Origin of the sequence: Pseudomonas japonica (assembly GCF_013522925.1) — a bacterium.
GTDB classification, from domain to species: domain Bacteria; phylum Pseudomonadota; class Gammaproteobacteria; order Pseudomonadales; family Pseudomonadaceae; genus Aquipseudomonas; species Aquipseudomonas japonica_A.
This window is the reverse complement of record NZ_JAAMQU010000003.1, coordinates 378,703-395,501: the sequence shown is the minus strand read 5'-3', so window position 1 is coordinate 395,501 and position 16,799 is coordinate 378,703. Positions and strand designations below refer to the sequence as shown.

At 63.3% G+C, this 16,799-nt stretch carries 14 protein-coding genes; 2 read left to right on the top strand and 12 right to left on the bottom strand.

Going from position 1 to position 16,799, the window contains the following annotated elements; all coding sequences use genetic code 11:
- Nucleotide 1 precedes the first annotated feature (1 nt).
- The 7 genes from G7016_RS06910 to G7016_RS06880 all read right to left on the bottom strand — a co-directional run bounded on the left by G7016_RS06910 (nucleotide 2) and on the right by G7016_RS06880 (nucleotide 7,110).
- Entirely contained in the window at nucleotides 2-1,369 is a 1,368-nt protein-coding gene (locus tag G7016_RS06910) for an MATE family efflux transporter (RefSeq protein WP_181112101.1), read from the bottom strand.
- Between the two features lie 151 nt (nucleotides 1,370-1,520).
- Entirely contained in the window at nucleotides 1,521-1,796 is a 276-nt protein-coding gene (locus G7016_RS06905) for a hypothetical protein (protein ID WP_181112100.1), read from the bottom strand.
- Nucleotides 1,797-1,934: 138 nt separating this feature from the next.
- Nucleotides 1,935-2,768, bottom strand: a complete 834-nt coding sequence (locus G7016_RS06900) for an OBAP family protein (RefSeq protein WP_181112099.1) — start codon at nucleotides 2,766-2,768, stop codon at nucleotides 1,935-1,937.
- A 21-nt stretch (nucleotides 2,769-2,789) separates the two neighbouring features.
- Nucleotides 2,790-3,848 (bottom strand): M42 family peptidase, encoded by a 1,059-nt coding sequence (locus tag G7016_RS06895; protein WP_181112098.1) that lies wholly within the window; start codon nucleotides 3,846-3,848, stop codon nucleotides 2,790-2,792.
- A gap of 63 nt (nucleotides 3,849-3,911) precedes the next feature.
- The gene (locus G7016_RS06890; RefSeq protein WP_181112097.1) at nucleotides 3,912-5,009 is read right to left on the bottom strand and encodes an extracellular solute-binding protein; all 1,098 of its coding nucleotides are present in this window, start codon (nucleotides 5,007-5,009) and stop codon (nucleotides 3,912-3,914) included.
- Nucleotides 5,006-6,130, bottom strand: a complete 1,125-nt coding sequence (gene aguA, locus G7016_RS06885) for an agmatine deiminase (RefSeq protein ID WP_181112096.1) — start codon at nucleotides 6,128-6,130, stop codon at nucleotides 5,006-5,008. Before aguA ends, G7016_RS06890 begins: the two co-directional genes overlap by 4 nt.
- A 92-nt stretch (nucleotides 6,131-6,222) precedes the next feature.
- The gene (locus G7016_RS06880) at nucleotides 6,223-7,110 is read right to left on the bottom strand and encodes a LysR substrate-binding domain-containing protein (protein WP_181112095.1); all 888 of its coding nucleotides are present in this window, start codon (nucleotides 7,108-7,110) and stop codon (nucleotides 6,223-6,225) included.
- 195 nt (nucleotides 7,111-7,305) lie between these two features.
- Here G7016_RS06880 and G7016_RS06875 point away from each other — a divergent pair, with 195 nt between their 5' ends.
- Entirely contained in the window at nucleotides 7,306-7,698 is a 393-nt protein-coding gene (locus G7016_RS06875; protein WP_375139679.1) for a c-type cytochrome, read from the top strand.
- Between the two features lie 89 nt (nucleotides 7,699-7,787).
- Complete coding sequence (locus G7016_RS25785; RefSeq protein WP_181112094.1) at nucleotides 7,788-9,419, top strand: methyl-accepting chemotaxis protein; 1,632 nt, start codon at nucleotides 7,788-7,790, stop codon at nucleotides 9,417-9,419.
- Here G7016_RS25785 and G7016_RS06865 read toward each other — a convergent pair whose 3' ends face one another.
- The 5 genes from G7016_RS06865 to G7016_RS06845 form a co-directional block, all read right to left on the bottom strand.
- Complete coding sequence (locus G7016_RS06865; protein WP_181112093.1) at nucleotides 9,420-11,783, bottom strand: ATP-binding protein; 2,364 nt, start codon at nucleotides 11,781-11,783, stop codon at nucleotides 9,420-9,422.
- Nucleotides 11,761-12,453 (bottom strand): response regulator transcription factor, encoded by a 693-nt coding sequence (locus G7016_RS06860; protein WP_181112092.1) that lies wholly within the window; start codon nucleotides 12,451-12,453, stop codon nucleotides 11,761-11,763. Before G7016_RS06860 ends, G7016_RS06865 begins: the two co-directional genes overlap by 23 nt.
- Nucleotides 12,454-13,027: 574 nt before the next feature.
- The gene (locus G7016_RS06855) at nucleotides 13,028-14,032 is read right to left on the bottom strand and encodes a DNA-binding protein (protein ID WP_181112091.1); all 1,005 of its coding nucleotides are present in this window, start codon (nucleotides 14,030-14,032) and stop codon (nucleotides 13,028-13,030) included.
- Nucleotides 14,033-14,095: 63 nt separating this feature from the next.
- Nucleotides 14,096-14,809 carry an rRNA pseudouridine synthase gene (locus tag G7016_RS06850; RefSeq protein WP_181112090.1) on the bottom strand — a complete coding sequence of 238 codons (714 nt, stop codon included), beginning with the start codon at nucleotides 14,807-14,809 and terminating at the stop codon, nucleotides 14,096-14,098.
- Between the two features lie 73 nt (nucleotides 14,810-14,882).
- Nucleotides 14,883-16,736, bottom strand: a complete 1,854-nt coding sequence (locus tag G7016_RS06845) for an ABC transporter ATP-binding protein (protein ID WP_181112089.1) — start codon at nucleotides 16,734-16,736, stop codon at nucleotides 14,883-14,885.
- Nucleotides 16,737-16,799: the final 63 nt, after the last annotated feature.

Genomic DNA, 16,799 nt, shown 5'->3' with positions numbered 1-16,799 from the left:
CCTAACGTTGAATACTACTGACGGTCGATACTGCGGCAGCGCGGCGGGCAAAGAATGTCTTGGCCATTGCCGCCGCGCTCGCAACGCTCAACGCCGCAACCATTGCATTGCCGACCCACATCCCCAGCAACGCCCCGCTGCCATCGTTCACGCGGCTGCCCACATACACGAACGGCAGCGTGCCGAGGGTGCCGCGCAGCCAGGCGAAGGCGGCGACCCACCACGCACGGCCCATGGTAATGAACATGGCAAGGGCGATGAAATCCAGCCCGAAGGCCACCCACAGCCCCGCCCCGAAATGGCAGAACGCATTGAACAGGGGCAACGCCTCCGGCGGCAGCCCGAACACACTGGCCAGCGGCGCGGCGGCCAGCTCCAGCATGGCCCAAACCGCCAAACCATAGAGGATCACCAGCCGCCGTGTAAAGCCAATGGCCGCTCTGGCTCGTGTGTCCCGGGCCGCTGCCAGGTTTTGCGCGAGCACGGGAGCGAGCGCATTGGGCAAGGCGAAGTACAGGCAATAACAGAATTGAAGCAGCCGATCGATCACCGCCATCGCCGCCAAAGCTGGAGCGCCGAAGCTAGCCAGTGTCAGCAGCAGGTAGGTGACCGCGAAGGGCATCGCCAGGTTGCCCAGCATGGCGGGCAGCGCGACGCTGAACAGCTGGCGCGCGTGTAGCTTGAACAGTTTTGGCCTTAGCTTGCGGGAAAGACCGATACGTCGGCCCACGGCATTGAGGCCCACCGTCAACGCTACCAACGCGGCGAGGGCGTAAGCGATTGCGGCACCTTTGAGCCCCAGCCCGCAGGCGAAGATCAACAGCGGGTCCGCCACGGCCAGCGTGGCGGCCCCCGATAGAACCACCCATAGGCCGAGCCTGCTATGGCCTTCGGCACGGAGCAGCTGGGCGCACAGCTGCATCGTGCAATGAAGCACGCTTGCCGGAACGGTGATGGCAATGAACACCCTTCCCGCGACCCAGGGGGCGCTATCGGCACCAAACCACGCGGCAATCGGCCAGGCGATAGCCAGCTCGAGCAGGGCCACCGCCGTCGACAGGGTGGTTGCCAGTACCAGCATGTTCGTTACCAGCCGGCCACGACCGCTTACCGCGCCGCGCCCCATACGCGCCGATAGCAATGCCCCGGCCGCCAGTATCAGGCCTGAGAGCAATCCGCTGTTGATGAACACTAGCGTCTTTGCAATGCCCACTGCCGCCAGCAGTGTGGTGTCGTGAAGCATCGCCACGTAGACAAGCGTGAGAATATCGACCGCGAACACCGCCAACAGGCTTGCCGCTGTGGTGCTGGACATCCGCAGGATATGTCGGGAAATAGACCCGTCGATGAAATGAGCGGTACTGCTCATCGGAAGGTGTTCAAGGGGAATGTTCGGAATCGGCGATTGGGGCCGGCAGGGTAAGCGGCGCGCCTGCGCCGCGCAACCAACCTCCCCCCTCGACCGACGGAAAGCGCCCGCGAAACCCCCCTTCGCAAGCGCCGAGGCCTCTACCCAGCGTCTAAAGCCAGCCTCGCTGAGTAAACGCGCGGATGCAGTCGGTGAAGCGGCTCACCTGGTCAGCGCTCAATACGCCGGTAACCGCCAGCCCGCTCAGGTAGCCCAGCAACTCTTCGGTGGGGTATGCCGCCCCTGAGGTTCCGGCCTTCGCGCGGAACTCGCTGACTTGGGTCTGATGGCCCCAGGCGATGCCATGCGGCATTTGTACCGCTGCCAGTTCGTCGAAAAACGCATTCACCGCCTGCTCGGCCGCGGCGTCGTTGTCGTGGTCGCACATGTCACCCCCTTTTGGTGCTTATAGGGCCACGACAACAAAGGCGCAAAAACCATGGCATTGGGCGAAATGTACCCTGAACACAGGCCGTGGCAAAGCGCCATATTCCTGGACCACGGCACCGCCCGCCGAAAGGCACCCTCAAGGCTTGGCGGAATGCGCATTCTCGGCAGGCGCGGCGGGTGCTTTCTGCTTCGCGCCTTGCATTGCACCGTGTTGCTGGCCGGTAGGGTCATCAAGCTGGATCACCTTGCCCTTCTGCCAGGCATCGGCACCTGGATTGACCACAGGTGCGGGGATATCCGCGCGGTTCACCTTCTCTTCAGCGCTGCTGATCCCCAGCCGCTGATCCCGCTGGCTGACCAGTGCCGGGTCGATCTGGCCATCGGCGTTAAAGCCCATCATCAGTTGCGGCACGCCCAGGGGAAGCTTCTTGTCCAGGTCGGTGTGCCACGTGTGCCAGGTTTTTCCATAGGTATTGACCAGTTTTTCCATCAAGGCGTGCTCGGCAGGCTCCGGTATGCCGGGCGCAACCAGCTGCCCGGATTTCACCTCATGCACATGGCTGTGCCAGAGCGGCTTCTCTGCAGCCGGAAGGGTCGCATACAACTGCGCGCTGATGATGTACTCCACCCCCATCAACTTGGCGTCCTTCACGTTGCCGTCGTAGATCACGCACTGGATCACCTCTTCGTTGAGGATCGAACAGTAGTGGTGGGCTTCCATTTGGGTGCCAGGGTGGCCGTTATAGAAGTGGAAGCCATCGAGGTAGGCATTCAGTGCGTCGATCGGCGGGCGGCTCTGCAGCAAGGCAGCGCCGGCGTCCAGGGCGACGGTGTCAGCCTTCCTTTCGGCCCCGGGCGCGGTGACGTCCGAAGAAGTGGAGTGCCCGCCGCAGCCGGCCGCAGCGGTCAGGGTTGCAAGTACCAGGGCGCGTTGAGCGGTGCGCAAAGGCTGCTGGAGATACTGGTTCATGTTTGTCACCTCATCGTGATTTCAGGGGCGCGCCAACGCGAATTCGACCAAAGTGGCTGCGCAGGCTTCAATGCCCGTTTCAAGAACCAGTTCGTAGCCGTGCGTATTCTCTGTAGGGATGGCAATGCAGCCGGCCTTGGGGCAGATGCCCGCGCTCATGACTGCGCTGGCATCCGAGGCGAACTCCACCAACAGCGCGACCTGCGCCTCGGTGCCGGCGCGCTTGGCCGCCTCGATCAGGCCACTCACTACCGCACGGGTGTAATAGCCTTTCTGGTCGCCGGTATTAACGATGGGATTGGCCGACAATACCGTGCCGTATTCCTCCAGCACTGGCCCTACCTCAACGGCTAATACCGTGTCGCCGGGCAAGCGGGAGGCGGCGTACATGGCTCCGGCGTTGGACTCTTCTTCAAGGGTGGTGCACACGAACCACACATCCCGTGCTAGCGCCTCGCGCCGTCGGGCCACCCCGTGAGCAGCCAGTATCAACGCAACCAAGGGCGCCCGGTCGTCCATGAAATGGGCAGCCAGCCCATCGTTTACTCTGAACATCTGGCGCCAGTGTTGGCTCAATACAACACGCGTGCCAGGGCGTACCCCCTTTGCCATCAGTGTTTCACGGCTTTGCCGTGTAACCACATGCACGTCATCCCAGCTCACATTGCCTGCCAGTACGTCCCGCCCTTGGGCGGTGGCGCCGCTGCTGTGCATGGAGCCGAACGACAGCACCCCAGGCATTACATTGTCGTCGCCGAGAATATCCACCGGGCAGGCACCGAAACTGATGGGCTTGGCGCCGCCCAAGGCGGCAACCTGCAGGGTGCCGTCCGGGTCGACCAGTTTGACCACCATGGCGATCTCATCCAGGTGCGCCATGATCTTGAGCGCATCACTGGCAAGGGCCGGCGTCGCTGCCTTGATCAAGCCAACCAGGTTCCCCGCCGCGTCTACGTGCAACTCGTCACAGCAACCTTTCAAGGCTTTATCACACAGCTCGCGTACGTCTTCTTCCTGCCCGCCTGGGCCGCGGGCCATCAGCAGCTTTTGCAGCAGGTCGATCCATTCGTTGCGTTCCATCCAGTCGTTCCACGCTGTGGCTTCCGGAGGTAGACCCCTGGCCAGAGAGTGGGGTTCAGCGTGTTACAGCCCCGCCTTCAAGCGAGTGAACGCTCGAGTCAATGCCTGGTTGAAGGCCTTGCTGTTGTCGTTCTTTGCGTACAGCGTAGCGCGTGCTGCCTCCGGCGGGTACGTGGCCGGGTCGTTCCGGATGGCAGGGTCTACTAGCGTATCGGCGGCGGTAATGGCATTGGCGTAATGAATAGTGTTGGTGATGGGGGCGATGACGTCGGGCGTCATGAGGTAGTCCAGCAGGGCATGTGCCGCTGCGGGGTGCGGTGCGTCTGCCGGGATGACCATGGCGTCGAACCAGATCAGCGTGCCCTCCTTGGGTATTGTGTAGGCCAGGCTGAAAGGCTTGCCAGCCGCCTGCGCCTGGCCGGCTGCCATGCCGATATTGCCGTTCCACGACATGGCCAGGCAGGTGTTGCCATTGGCCATGTCGCTGAGGTTGAGGTCGTTGTCGAAGTAGCGCACGTAGGGGCGGATCTTCGCCAGTTGCTGTTCAGCCAGCTTGAGGTCGCCCAGGCGCTGGTTGTTGATGTCCAGGCCGAGGTAGCGCATCACCGCCGCGAACACCTCGTTCGGGTCGTTGAGCAGGCTTACCCCGCAATCGGCGAAGCGCGACACCACCGCCGGATCGAACAACATGGCCCAGCTATCCGTGGGGGCGTTGGGTAGCCGGCTCGCGATGGCCTGCTGCTGATAGCCAAAACCCGTGGTGCCCCAGCCGTAGATGCCGGCGTAACGGTTGCCGGGGTCGAATACTGCCATCTGCTGGCGGAACCACGGGCCGATACCGTCGAAGTGTGGCAACTGTGCCTTGTTCAGCGGCTGGATGGCCTTGGCGGTGATCGCCCTGGACAGATGCTGCCCGGCCGTTAGCACCAGGTCGTACCCGCTGCGGCCAGTGAGCAACTTGGTCTCGACGATTTCCAGGTTGTCGAAGTGGTCAGCGACCACCTTGATGCCGGTGCTGCGCTCGAAATTGGCCAAGGTATCGGGCGCAAGGTATTCGCCCCAGATGTACAGGTTGACCGTGGCGGGCGAGCTGTCGGCCGCCAGACTTGTGGCCGATACCAGGCACCCGGCCAGGCCTACGGCAAGGTCGCGTAGCTTCATGCCCCGCCCTCCTGGCGCCGAGAGGCTGCGTATTGCGGCATGGTGATACAGGCTACGTTGCCGCCGCCGAGCAGGATCTCGCGGGAATTTTCGATACCCACAATGCGGTGCCGGGGGAATAGCTCGGCCAGGGTGGCAAGGGCGAGACGGTCTTCGGGTACGCCGAACAGCGGCACCACGATTGCACTGTTACCGGCGTAGTAGTTGATGTACGAGGCACAGATTACCGTGCCGGCCTGGCGGCTATGGGTGGTATCGAGCTGATCGAGCCCTGCGGCTTCTTCGGCGGTCCACTCCAGTGGCTGGGGCTGCATGAGTTTATGGATGGTGAGCTCCCTGCCGCGGCTGTCACGGGTGGTGCGCAGGATGTCGTAGGCTTGCTGATAGATTTCCCACTGCGGGTCGCTGCGGTTGTCGGTCCATTGCAGCACCACTTCCCCGGGGCGGACGAAGCAGGCCAGGTCGTCAACGTGGCCGTCGGTTTCGTCGAACTTGCACCCCCGTGGCAGCCAGATCACCTGCTCGGCCCCCAGGTAGTCGGTAAGCCTGCGAGTGACCTCGTCCTTGCCCAGGTGCTGGTTGCGATTACGGTTGAGCAGGCACTGCTCGGTCGTCAGGATGCTGCCCTGACCGTCACTCTGGATACCGCCCAACTCAGCGATCAGCGGCGCGCGGTAGCGGTCCAGGCCCTCGATCTCAAGTATTTTGCTGGCGATCTGATCGTCCTTGTCCCAAGGGAAATAGAGCCCACCGTCCAGCCCGCCATAGGCGTTGAATTCAAAGTCCACGCCACGCACTTCGCCGGTGCGGTCATTGACCACGAAGCAGGGGCCGCTGTCGCGGAACCAAGTGTCGTTGCAGGTCATCTCCACCACCCGGACCTGCGCCGGAAGCTGGCGCCGTGCATTGGCGAACTGCGCCGCCGAGGCACAGACCGTCACCGGCTCGCTGGCGGCGATGGCCGTTACAATATCGACCCACACCCTTTGCGCGGGCTTGCCGCCGTTGCGCCATACATCCGGGCGCTCCGGCCACCCGAGCCAGCAGCCGGCCTTTGGCTCGAACTCGCCGGGGAGGCGAAAACCATCAGCTTTGGGAAGGGTATCGAGCAAACGTGCCATGTGAACCTCGAGTGGTAAGGGGACGTACGCACCCTACGGGATCACCGCTTACGCTCGCCAACGAGCATTTCTGGCCAACCCTTGAATAAAACTCAGGGGTCGCCCAACTGCTCGGCAAACCAGGCGACCAGATGCGCCACGGGCGGGCGCTCCAGCCGTACTCGCTCGCACACGAGCGCGTATTGCCCCAGCGCTGTGATCGAAGCGGCAAAGGGGCGCACCAGCCGGCCGCTGTGAAGGTCTTCCTGGGCAGTGAGGTTGTCGCCCATGGCCACGCCCTGCCCTTGCGCGGCGGCTTCCAGGCTCAGCCCCGCATGGGCGAAATACTGCTGGCGCGCCGGGCGCAGGTCGCCGCCGTGGCTGGTAAGCCAGGCGGTCCAGGTCTTGCCATCCTGATCGTCATGCAGCAGGCAGTGCCCGGCCAGGTCGGCAGGAGATTTGAGCCGGCCAAGGTTGAACAACCCAGGGCTGCACACCGGGAAGAATTCCAAGGCCGGCAGCGGGCGAACGAAGTAGGCGCTGCTGTCTGCCGGGCCGGCGCCATAGGTGATTGCGATGTCTACGTCCTCGCCCGGCAGCGTGGCGTCGATGGCTTGCTCATAGAGGTGCAAAGTGATGTGTGGGTACCGGCTGGAAAAATCGCCCAGCCGGCTTACCAACCACTTTTGCGCCAACTCCGTGGTGACCGCCAGCCGCAATACAGCAGATGAAGCGGGGTCGCGTAATTGGTCACAGGCTTCCCCGATCATTTCAAATGCCTGCTGCAAGCGTTGCATGAGCCGCCCTGCCGCCGGCGTTGGCCGCACGTTGCGGCCTTCGCGCAGGAACAGCGCTACGCCAAGTTGCTCCTCCAGCTGGCGGATCTGGTGGCTGACCGCGCTGTCAGTGACGCACAACTCAGCCGCGGCATGGCCGAAATGACCATGGCGCGCCGCGCACTCGAAGGTTTTCAACGCACCCAGGGACGGTAGTCGTCGCATGGCCCAGCCCCCAACCGAAAAGGCCATGCTGCCTGTGGCGAGCTGAAGGGTAAAGGCCCCTGCGCAGGCATGCCCCCCATGCGGCTGCGACAAGGGGTCGCGAGCCCTGGGCTTGCGTTGGATGGGCATCCGTTCTATTTATGCGCACGTTCCGGCCTGCCACTTCTATTGGCCAGCCCAGCAGTGGATACCGTCATGACTCTTTCACCCTCGCATTACCTCTACGCCCTGCTCATGCTCACCGCCGCCACTGGCGCCCAAGCCGAAGGGGATGCCGAGGCGGGCCGCGCGGTTTTCCAGGCGCGCTGCAGCGGTTGCCATAGCATCGGCCTGGGTGCCCAGCACGCGTTCGGCCCGCTGCTTACGGGCGTAGTAGGGCGCCACACCGCTGGCAGCGAGGGGTATCAGTATTCCGAAGCCATGCGCAACGCGGGCTTTGTGTGGACGGAGGAAAAACTCAAGGCGTATATCGACGACCCCAAGGCGGTAGTACCCGGTACGCGAATGAATTTCTGGTGGATCGGCAGTGAGCAGAAGCTCAGCGACCTGGTCGCCTACCTCGCCTCTCAGACCGCTCCTACCCCTTGAAACGCCTCTGGTCGAGGAAATGGCACATGGCCATACTAAAGATTAACCGTTTCAGCCGATAATAGGTCATCTATACACCGGGGGGTTTCATGTTCTTACGTCAAATGCGCATCGCACAGCGCTCACTTGTGTGCTTCGGCTTTTTCGCCGTACTGGTGGCAGGCTTCGGCTTGTTCTCGCTGGGTCAGGTTTCTGCCATCCGCGCATCGCAAAGCGTGTTGCAACTCAACGTGCTGCCTAGCGTGCAGACCATCGACCAGTTGCGCAACGACATGCTCTCCATCCGCCTTTACAACGGCAGCCTGCGGCTGGCCAAGGACAGCGCCAGTGCGGCGTCCGCCGAGGAGCGTATCCAGAAGGCCCGCACAGACCTCACTGGCAACCTCGAGGTGCTGCGGCCGTTGTTGATCAGTGAAAAAGGCCAGGCCGCCTACGCCAGCCTGCGCCAGGCCGCCCAGGCCTACCTTGGTGTGCATGATCGCTACCTTGCGGCGGTGCGCGCCGGGCAAGAGGACACTATCCGGGTACTCACCTCCAGCACGGGCGAGATGACCCTGGCCGCAGACCGGGTGCAGGAGCTGATCCAGACCCTCAACGACCTTATCGACGGCAAGGTCAAGCGTGAAGACGCCAATGCCACCGCCACCTACACCCAGGCCAAGGAGGTGACCATTGTGGTGATCATGCTGGCCCTCGCCGCGACCATCGCCCTGGCCATGCTGTTCACCCGCAGCCTGGTGGCACCGCTCACGCGCGCGCTGGGCGTTGCCGAGCGCATCGCCGCGAATGACTTCAGCCAGGCTGTGCCTGAAGACGGTACCGACGAGCCCGGCCGCTTGCTGGCGGCACTGGGGCGGATGCAGGTGAACCTGCGCCGCACCTTGACCGAACTGGGGGATTCATCCAATCAGCTGGCGTCCACTTCGGAAGAAATGGCCGCGGTCACTGACGATGCCTTGCGGGGTATCCAGCGCCAGAACGACGAAATTGCGCAATCGGCCACGGCTATGAACCAGATGTCCGCCGCGGTGGACGAGGTGGCTAACAACGCCGTGTTGGCCTCCGAAGCCGCCCGGGCATCGAGCACAGCGGCAGAGCATGGCCATGAGCAGGTGACGCAAACGGTAGCTTCGATCAATGACCTGCAAGGCGCTGTCGATCGGGCAGCCGGCGAACTGAATGCATTGGCCGGGCAGGTACGCAGCATTGGCGGCGTGCTGGAGGTGATTCGCGGCGTGGCGGAGCAAACCAACCTGTTGGCATTGAACGCGGCCATTGAGGCGGCGCGAGCAGGCGAAGCTGGCCGTGGGTTTGCCGTGGTTGCGGACGAAGTACGCGCACTGGCGCACCGTACCCAGCAGTCCACCGCGCAGATCGAAGAGATGGTTGTGGCGATCCAGGCCGGCACCGACAAGGCCGTGAACTCCATGGCCGAAAGCAGCGACCGTGCCCGTGTGAGCGTGGACGTGGCCCAGGCTGCGGGCGCCGCGCTCGCGGACATCACCGCTGCCATCGCACAAATCAACGCCCGTAACCTGAACATCGCCTCGGCTACCGAAGAGCAAGCGCAAGTGGCCCGTGAAGTGGACCGTAGCCTGGTGAGCATTCGCGACCTGTCGACCCAGACGGCCGCCGGCGCGCAGCAAACCGCCGCAGCGGGCAACGATTTGTCGCGCCTGGCGGTAAGCCTCAACGCTACCGTGCTGCGCTTCAAGCTGTAGCTAAACCCTGGCTGCGGCGAATGTGCTCAAGGCTTGCCGCAGGCCGTCAAGCACAGGGGCTTGGAGGGGTTGATCGGGGGCGCGGGTCAACTGCTCCTCCAGGGCCCCGGCCAGTGCAGCCACTTCCGTCGCGCCCACCATCAATGCTGCACCGAGTATGCGGTGGGCGCGGTGGGCGACCTCTTGCAGATCCCCTGCGCGCGTTGCCGCCTCGATGTCCAGCAGGTCGGCTTGCGTAGCGCTGATGAATAACGCCCGGAGCATATCCTGCGGGCTATCGGCGGGTTCAGCCGAGGCTGGCGGTACCCACAGCGCGAGCAAATCTTCCAGTTCCGCCAGGCGCAGGGGTTTGCTCAGGCTGCCGTCCATGTCGTGAGCGAACACTCGCTCGCGGTGTGTATCGTCATTGGCCGCAGAAATCGCCAGTACGGGCAAGCGCTGTGCGCGTCTGGTTTCGCGCTCCCAGGCCCGGATCCGGGAAGCCACTTCGTAGCCATCCATGCCAGGCAGGTTGCAATCGAGCAGCACGCCGTCGATGCCGCCAGCAGCCAGCCGGGCCAAGGCCGCGGGCCCGTCGGCGGCTATTTCGTGGCGATACCCCAGGGTCTGCAGCTGCAAAGCGATGGCTTGCTGGTTCACCGGATGGTCTTCCACCACCAGCAGCCGCGGTCCTTCCGGCCGTCGCGAGGTTTCCAGGTTCGAGTTGGGTGGCACCGGATCGGCGGCCGCAGCCATGGCCAGTACCCGCACCGGTAACCGTACCCATACTGTGGTGCCCTGCCCCGGCGCGCTGCGCAGGCCGATATCGCCTTTCATCAGCTGCGCGAGGTCGCGGCAGATGGCAAGGCCCAGGCCGCTGCCGCCGTAGCGGCGATTGGTGGAGTTGTCGGCCTGAACGAACGGCTGGAACAGCCTGGCTTGCCGGTCGGCCGGGATACCGATACCAGTGTCGGCTACCTCCACCAAAAGGTGGGCCTGCTCTTGCTCTTGCAGCGTAACGCGCAGGTCTACTTGGCCCTGCTCGGTAAACTTGACCGCGTTCGACAACAGGTTGCCGAGGATCTGCCGCAGGCGCATGGCGTCAATTTCCACCACTGCGTGCGCCGGGCCTCGGGTGTGCAGCCGCAAGGCGATGCCCTTGGCGTCGGCGGCTAACCGGTGGATATCCGCCACAGCGCTGGCCAGCTCCCACAGGCGGGTGGGTTGCAATTCCAGCTGCACTTGTTGCGCCTCCAGCCGCGACAGGTCCAGTACATTGTCCAGCAGCTCCAGCAAGTTCCCCGCCGAATTGCTGGCCAGGCTGGTGAGTTGCTCCTGCCGAGGCTGCATAGGCGTGCGTCGCAACAGCTCGAGTGAGGAAACGATGGCATTCATTGGCGTGCGAATTTCATGGCTCATCATGGCCAGAAATGCCGTCTTCACCCCCTCACTTTGTAGCGCGGCCCGCCGGGCCATCAGTGCATGGCGGGCGAACGCGGCCAGCAGCAGCACACAAACGGCGGTACCGGCCAGCTCCCAGCGGTAATAACGCAACAGCGATCCCCAGGACGGGGCACCAAAGTCGGTACTGGCTATCCAACGGGCTTCCATCAGGTCGGTTTCCCGAGATGTGAGCTCCCCGAGCACCTTGTCGATGATGCTTTTAAGCAACGGCTCGGTGGGTGCAATACCCATGGCGATCACGGCCGGCATGTCAGAAATGATGCCGGAAAGGTGCAGCTGGTCGAAATATTTGCGCCGTACCAGAGGGCGCAGCACTTGGTCCAGGCCGATGACGGCGTCAGCGTGCCCTTCATCCACGGCCGCCAGGGCGGCTTCCGGGTCGTTCAATAACAGCAAGTGAATACCCGGGTAATTACGGCTCAGGTAGCGCTCGTAGCCCCCGCCCCCTTTCACGGCGACCAATTGGCCCTCCAGCTTGGCCGGGCTATAGGCGATCGGGCTGGCCGCCTTGGTCATGATTACTGACGCCCCCACGAAATAGGGATCGCTGAACAACAGCCGATGACGGACTTCGTCATCGAGCAACCGCACCGACACCGCCGAGACGGCATCGAGCTCGCCCTGCTCGATCATGGCCAGGCTGTGCTGGAAGTCACTGCTGGGCACGAGTTCGAAGGCAAGGCCGGTGGCCTGCTCGATATGGTCGATATATTCCCGGGTGAGCCCCTGATGCTCGCCACGGCCGCCGTAGTATTCCATCGGCCAATAGGGGTCGATGGCATAGCGCACCACAGGGTGCTCGCGTATCCATGCCTGCTCCTGGGCTGTGAACGTTTGCCCTGTGGCCACGCCAACCCAAAGGCCGCACACGGCGGCGATCAGGCTGCGCCGGCTGGCGTTACCGACGTTCAAGAAGCGCACGGAGCTTGAACAGCTCGTGGTCGGTGCGAAGGCCCAGCTTGCGGTAGGCCGACTGTTTCTGCGCACTGATGGTCTTGATGCTTCGAGAGAATTTGCTACTGATGTCGGTGACGGATAAGCCATCCAGGCAGCAGCGCAGCACTTCGCGCTCGCGCAGGGTCAAGGTGGTGGTATTGACCAGCGCGGCCACGGGCTCGTCTACCTCTTCGGTAGGCCCCAGTGGATGCACCGCGACGTTGTTGCGCTGGAGGGCGTCCTCCATGTCCGGGTGCAGATACACCCGCCCGTTCGAGACCACGCGAATGGCTTTGAGCAATTCCTCTGCACCCAATTCCTTGCCCACGAAACCGGCCGCGCCGCAGCGAAGCGTGAGCGCAACGGTAGACGGCGTATGCAGTGACGAAATCACGATCACGCGGGTTCGGGGATGGCGGGTTCTGATGGCCTTGATGAGGTTAAGGCCGTCGACTTCACCAGGGCTGAGGGCGTAATCCATCACCACCATGTCCACCGGCATGATGCGCAGGGCTTCCAGCAGGGTGCGGCTCTCGGTGTGCGTGCTGATGACTTCTACATCAGGGTGGCGGGCAAGGATCTGGGAGATGCCATGGAGGATGAACTCATGGTCGTCGAGCAGCATCAGGCGGGTGCGAACGGAATTTGCCTTCATCACGAGACGACCCCGCCTGAGAGGACGGCTGCGGTATTCAACCGGAAAAGGGAGCCGTGTACATGCACTACTGTTTTCATATTGCCAAGCCTCGAAACTTTCGGTTCATGGCGCGCCAGGCACGCTCCTTGGGGGAGTTCGCCGGAAGGCTTGGCTCGGGAAATCTCCCGTTTTCAGAGCTTAGCCCGAAGACCCGGCATGGGAAACCCAGGAAGATGCTGCCGCCGAAAAGCCCGCCATTGAACTGGCCGGGCACTTTAGGGGCTGGGGGTAACGCAGAGTATCGGATTGTTCCGAATTCGAACCAAATGTAACGATTTAGCCGGCGGCGCTGCGCTGCTTAATGCGCTTTCCATTCATGGATTTGAGCGATGATTGCTATCAACAGCCCTGATTCATCAAACCTTTCGAACGGTGTTAACGTTTGCCCTGAAGACTGATGCTGCCGGGGCGACAGGCATCCCCCGCCGTCTGCGCGGCCCGGCGCGTCTCCACTTCGTCCTTTGGTGATAACGTTTGCCACCGCCCTTTGGGGACGGTGGCTTTTTTTTGCCCTATCGCGACCGGGCCCGGGTCAGGCGAGCTCGGGCGCGTCGATCACAGGCGGCCGAAGCGCAGCCTTCGCCTCGGATAGCGCCTGCTCCAGTAGCTCCCCACGCACCCGCGCCTCTGCCAGCTCGCGGCCCTGCTGCGCTGCACTTTCGCGGGCGTTCTCCAACGCCTGCCGAGTGTCGGCCAACTGGCTGGCCAATACCTCGCGGGCGCCCTGGGCCTGGCCCTGGAGCGTTGCCAACCGCGCCACTTCGCGCTGCAAGTGAGCACTATGCTCCACAGCCTGCAGCCGCTGCTGCTCGCTCTGGCCAAGGGCGGACATCAAGCGTTCGTTATCCCGTTCAAGCTGCGTCAGCGCCTCCTGGCGTCCCGCCAAAGCGTGCTGAGCCTGCTGCACCTGTGCCTGAAGCTGCTCAAGCTGCGCCTCGTGACGGCGCTGAACCTGTGCGCGTTGCTCATCGCTCAGGGCGCGGTGCTGTTCGATCGTATCGCGAGCCTGGCGAAGTTGCTCTTCGATCGAAAGCACCTGCGCCTGCTTGTCAGCGAGCCGAGCCTGGAGGTCTTCATTGGCCTGGGCAAGGCGCGCGTTCCGCGTTTGCTCGGCCTGGTGCGTCGCCTGAAGGGTCTCATGCCGCTTCAACGCCTGGCTCAGGGCCTCTTGCGTACCAGCGAGCGACTGCTGCAGCGCGTCCGCCCGGCTGGCGGTTTCGTTCAGCTGCGCCTGCAACCGCGCCCGGTGCTCGTCAAAACCTTCCTGGGCCACATCGATGCGGCCCTGGGCTTCGTCGTGCAGCCGCTGGGCAAGGGTAGTCACCAGTGCCGTCAATTCCTCGCTGATGGAAAGCATACCCTCGGCAAGCGTGCCTTCGGCCTGCTCGAGTTCCTTGAGGTAGCGATGGATGGTGCTTTTGGAACCTGTGTTGCCCAGTTCGATCCGGATGGCGTCGATACTGGGATTGCGCCCTTGGGCAATCAGCGCGTTGCGCGCCTTCTCCACTACCGCCTTGTTGATACCGCCGCGTGCCATGCCTGCCCCTGAGGTGTATGTATTGTGACCAGCGCCTGCCGGAGGCGCTTTGTACAGTTGCATTCAGAACCGTTCTTGCCCTGTGAGGTAGCGCCATTGCCCCACCGGCAGCTTGCCCATTGGCACGCCGCCCAGGCGCAACCGGCGCATCGTCACCGGCGTGAGGCCGACCGCCGTGCACAACAAGGCGATCAACCCGGGCGTCGGCGCCTTGATGGCAATCCGCAAGTGGGTTTCGTTCTGCCAGCTGGCTTTGGCGGCAGGTAATGCCTGCCCCTTATGCATCGCGCCGCGCTTGAGCCGCTCAAGGCCGCCTTCGCGCAGGGTGCCCTGCACTTCCACAACGTATTCCTGCTCTAGCTTGCCGAACTCGGCGGTAAGCTTGCGCGCAATGCGCCAGTCCTGGGTGAACACCTGCAGGCCGGTGGCGCCAGCTTGAAGTGGCGCCAGGCATTGCAGGCGGTGAAAGTGGCTTTTGAGCACCCGCTTGCCCGTGTCGAACGCTGGCGCCTGGCTGTCTGGCGTGATGGACGCCAAGGCACTGTCCTCATCCAGGCCAGGGCCCTGATTCAGCAGGAGCGTGACCGGTTCCGGCGGCTCGGCCTTGGCGCCCGGCAATAACACCACTTGCTGCGTGGGCTGTACCTGGGCCTGGGGTGCGTCCACCACCTCGCCATCCACGGTGACCCAGCCCCCCTCGATGTACATCTCCGCCTCGCGACGGGAGCAGCCGACCAGTTCTATCAGGCGGCGAGACAGGCGTTGTGCTTCGGTCATTACAGGATGCTCAGGCAAAAGAAGCCATTGTAACGGGCCCCGCGCCGTGAGTCGCCGCCCGTTAGGCGCGCCGCTACTCCATTTCTTCTGCCACCGCCTGATCCTCGCCCAGGAAGCCACCGCTCTGGTGCCGCCACAGCCGGGCATAGGTGCCATTCTTCTCGAGGAGTTGGGCGTGGGTGCCCTGCTCCACGATACGCCCTTGATCCATCACGATCAGCCGGTCCATGGCCGCGATGGTGGACAGCCGGTGCGCGATGGCAATCACCGTCTTGCCCTGCATCATTTCGTCGAGGCTTTCCTGGATGGCGACTTCCACCTCCGAATCCAGCGCGCTGGTGGCCTCGTCCAGCAGCAGGATTGGTGCGTTCTTGAGCATCACCCGGGCGATAGCGATACGTTGTCGTTGGCCACCGGAGAGCTTGATACCGCGCTCGCCCACCAGCGTGTCGTAGCCACTGTGGCCCTGTTTGTCGCTGAGCTGGCTGATGAACCCGTCGGCCTGGGCGTTGACCGCGGCGCGGTGTACTTGCTCGTCGGTGGCATCGGGCCGGCCGTAGGCGATGTTGTCGCGGATTGAGCGGTGAAGCAGCGAGGTGTCCTGGGTCACCATGCCGATGGCGCTGCGCAAGCTGTCCTGGGTCACCTTGGCGATGTTCTGCCCATCGATGCGGATTTCGCCGCTGTCCACGTCGTAAAAGCGCAGCAGCAGGTTGATCAAGGTCGATTTGCCCGCACCCGAACGGCCTACCAGGCCGATCTTCTCGCCAGGATGTATGGCCAGGTTCAGGCCATCGAGCACCTGCCGCTCGCCGTTGTAGTTGAAGCTCACGTTATCGAACACCACCGCCCCGCCGGTGGTCTGCAACACGCCCGCGCCCGGCGCGTCCTGCACCTTGGGCCCGCGGGTAAGGGTCGACATCCCGTCCTGCACGGTGCCGATGTTCTCGAACAGCGTGGTCATCTGCCACATGATCCAGTGCGACATGCCATTGATGCGCAAGGCCATGGCGGTGATCGCCGCCACGGCGCCGGTGCCCACTTCGCCCTGGTGCCACAGCCACAGGGCATAGCCGCCGGCACCGAGAATCAGCCCTACCACCAGCGCCTGGTTGACGATCTCGAACTGGCTCACCAGGCGCATCTGGCGAAAGCCTGTGTGTTTGAAATCTTCCATGGCCGCCCGCGCAAAATGCGCCTCGCGCCGGGAATGGGAGAACAGCTTTACCGTGGTGATGTTGGTGTAGGCATCGGAAATGCGGCCCGTCATGGACGACCGCGCATGGGCCTGTTCCTGCCCCACCTTGCCCAAGCGGGGCACGAAGTACCACATGGCCAACCCGAACAGCACAATCCATGCAACGAAGGGCAGCATCAGCTTGAGGTCGAAGCCACCGGCCAGCGCAATGATCGCGATGAAATACACCCCAATCCCCGGGGCAATCTCGATTACCGTGAACAGCACCTCACGCACCGCGAGCGCGGTTTGCATCACCTTGGTGGTCACCCGGCCAGAGAATTCGTCCGAAAAGAACGACAGGCTTTGCCTGAGCATCAGCCGATGGAAATCCCAGCGCAGCCGCAGCGGGAGGTTGATCGCCAACACCTGGTGCTGAACCATCGTGCGCAGCGCCACCAATCCGATGCTGGTTAGCAACACGATCGCGATGCTCCACAACACACGTTTTTCTTCGATGGCCGCCGCGCCACCCGCCTGCCAGGCCGAGAGCTGGTCCACAACCTGGCCGAGGAAGGAAAACAGCCAGGCTTCGTAGATCGACACACCGGCGCTGAACACCGCCATTGCAAGGATATACCCCCGCGCGCCACGGGTGCAGGCCCAGAGAAAACGGGCCAGGCCGTCCGGCGGTGGCGGTATTTCATCAGGCGGGAAAGGGTCGAGGCGGCGTTCGAATGAACGAAGCATGGCAGTCTCCGAAACGTTTCAGTCAGGGGATTCTGCCATTGTTTGAGGGGCGGGAGGCCGCTC